The following is a 1927-nucleotide window of genomic DNA, read 5'->3' on the forward strand; positions in this document are numbered from 1 at the left end:
TATAGTATAGTAAGTTTCTCTTAAATATTGCTAAAATTTGACTTTACTGAAACTAAAATCTAAGCGACTTGACAAATGAATGTTCATTTACTTAAAATATAAGTATGAGAAAAATTGATGAAAATAAAAAAGAAGCAATCACACAAGCTGTTTTTCAACTGACCAAGGAAGTAGGATTGGTCGGACTTTCAATTGCTAAGGTTGCTAAAATAGCCGGTGTTAGTCCGGCAACTATCTACGTCTACTATAAAGATAAGGCTGATATGTTAAGTCAAATTTTGATCGGAGTTAAAGATATTCTGGATGAAGGGCAAGAGGAAATTATCCTCTCTGTTTCTGACCCGCTTGAACAGTTCAAAAAATTACTTAGACATCTTATTGACAAGTGGACAACTTATCCCAAACATGCTATCTTTATGCGGGCAGCCCTTGAAAATCCAAGTGAAATAGCTCCCCATGGTATTGCTTATTCAAATAAACGGGCCGAGGTCATCGTCGCACTTTATGATCGTCTTCTTGACTCTGGTAAAATTAAACCTCTCTCCCAACATCTTCTAATCAGTTGGACTGCAGGCGGAATTATGAATAACTTACTTTACCATGCACAGATGGGTACCCAACCTGACGATGCTGAAATCCAACAAATGATTGAACTTTCTGTTGATGCCATTAAGAAAAACCTCTAAAAATTTTAGAGGTTTTTTTATAATTTAAAGTCTATTTTTATCGTAAAAAAATATATTATTTTAAAAAAAACTTTATACTTGACAAGTGAATGCTTATTCAGTTATAATCATTAAATAAAAATAAATGAACGTTCGTTTAACTAAAAAAGGAAAAATATTATGAAAACAGTTATCATCACAGGAGCCTCTAATGGAATGGGCTATAAAGCAGCCAAAGTCTTTGCAAGTAAAGGTTGGAAAGTATTCGCTGGTGCTCGACGTGTCGAAAAGATTCCGACCGATCAAAATATTGTCGGGCTAAAACTTGATGTCACAGATTCTGCTTCTAATCATGCTTTTATCGCTGAAATCCTGAAACAAACACAGCAAATCGACGTACTTATCAATAATGCTGGCTATGGTGAGTTTGGTCCAGCCGAAGAAATTCCAATGGAAAATGTCCGTAAGCAATTTGAAACGAATTTCTTTGGCGCTGTGGAGCTAACTCAGCTTGTTCTGCCTACGATGCGTGCTCAAAAATCTGGGCGAATTATTAATATTTCATCTATTGGTGGCGATTTGTATATGCCTTTGGGAAGTTATTATCATGCAACAAAAGCTGCTCTTCAACAATGGAGCGATGCACTGGATGTTGAAATCAAGGACTTTGGTGCACAATCAATCATTATACAACCTGGCGGAACTGCGTCCAGCTGGGGCGAGATTGCCATAGGAAATGCGCTTAAAAACTTGAAAAAAGATAGTTTTTATCAACCATTAGTTGAAAAGATACAAGGCGCACTTTCTGGTAATGCTTCCGTGGGGGCGACTTCTCTTGACCTTGCTGAACTTTTTTATAAAGCGGCAACTGACCAAAATCCAAAACGTCGTTATTTCAACTCATTTGGTGATCGACCAGTCGTTCATATTGCGCGAGCTCATCCAAGATTATTCAGTCGACTGGCTACTTTTATGCTTAATCGTGTCGCTAAAAAGAAAGCCTAAGCCTATCAACTGTATGACTTTGTAGTCATTCAATAAAAAGTTAATATATTAATTTCCCGAGATATAAGATTTAAAAAAATAAGCAGAAATCTAAAAAGCCCTTTAAAGGGCTATTATTCTATTCTTGTTCTTGTTTAACTGCTCGAAACATTTCATTATAACGTTCATCATCTTCTTGGTCATCTCTAGTTACTTTTACAATTGTGAATGCTGATGAGATAACTCCAACAGTTCCCATTAAATAATAGCCTTTAAAT

At 36.0% G+C, this 1927-nt stretch carries 3 protein-coding genes; 2 read left to right on the forward strand and 1 reads right to left on the reverse strand.

The features are described from left to right. The first annotated feature begins 104 nt into the window (after positions 1-104). Together LLA01S_RS11950 and LLA01S_RS11955 are read left to right on the forward strand one after the other, a co-directional pair. On the forward strand, positions 105-686 hold the full coding sequence (locus LLA01S_RS11950) for a TetR/AcrR family transcriptional regulator (protein ID WP_011675132.1): 582 nt from the start codon (positions 105-107) through the stop codon (positions 684-686). Between the two features lie 159 nt (positions 687-845). Further along, complete coding sequence (locus tag LLA01S_RS11955) at positions 846-1670, forward strand: SDR family NAD(P)-dependent oxidoreductase (RefSeq protein WP_011675131.1); 825 nt, start codon at positions 846-848, stop codon at positions 1668-1670. A 118-nt stretch (positions 1671-1788) separates the two neighbouring features. Here the strand turns inward: LLA01S_RS11955 and LLA01S_RS13700 are convergent. Next, on the reverse strand, positions 1789-1927 hold a 139-nt coding region (locus LLA01S_RS13700; protein ID WP_501037291.1), incomplete at its 5' end, for a YiaA/YiaB family inner membrane protein.

Origin of the sequence: Lactococcus cremoris subsp. cremoris NBRC 100676 (assembly GCF_001591705.1) — a bacterium.
Lineage (GTDB): Bacteria > Bacillota > Bacilli > Lactobacillales > Streptococcaceae > Lactococcus > Lactococcus cremoris.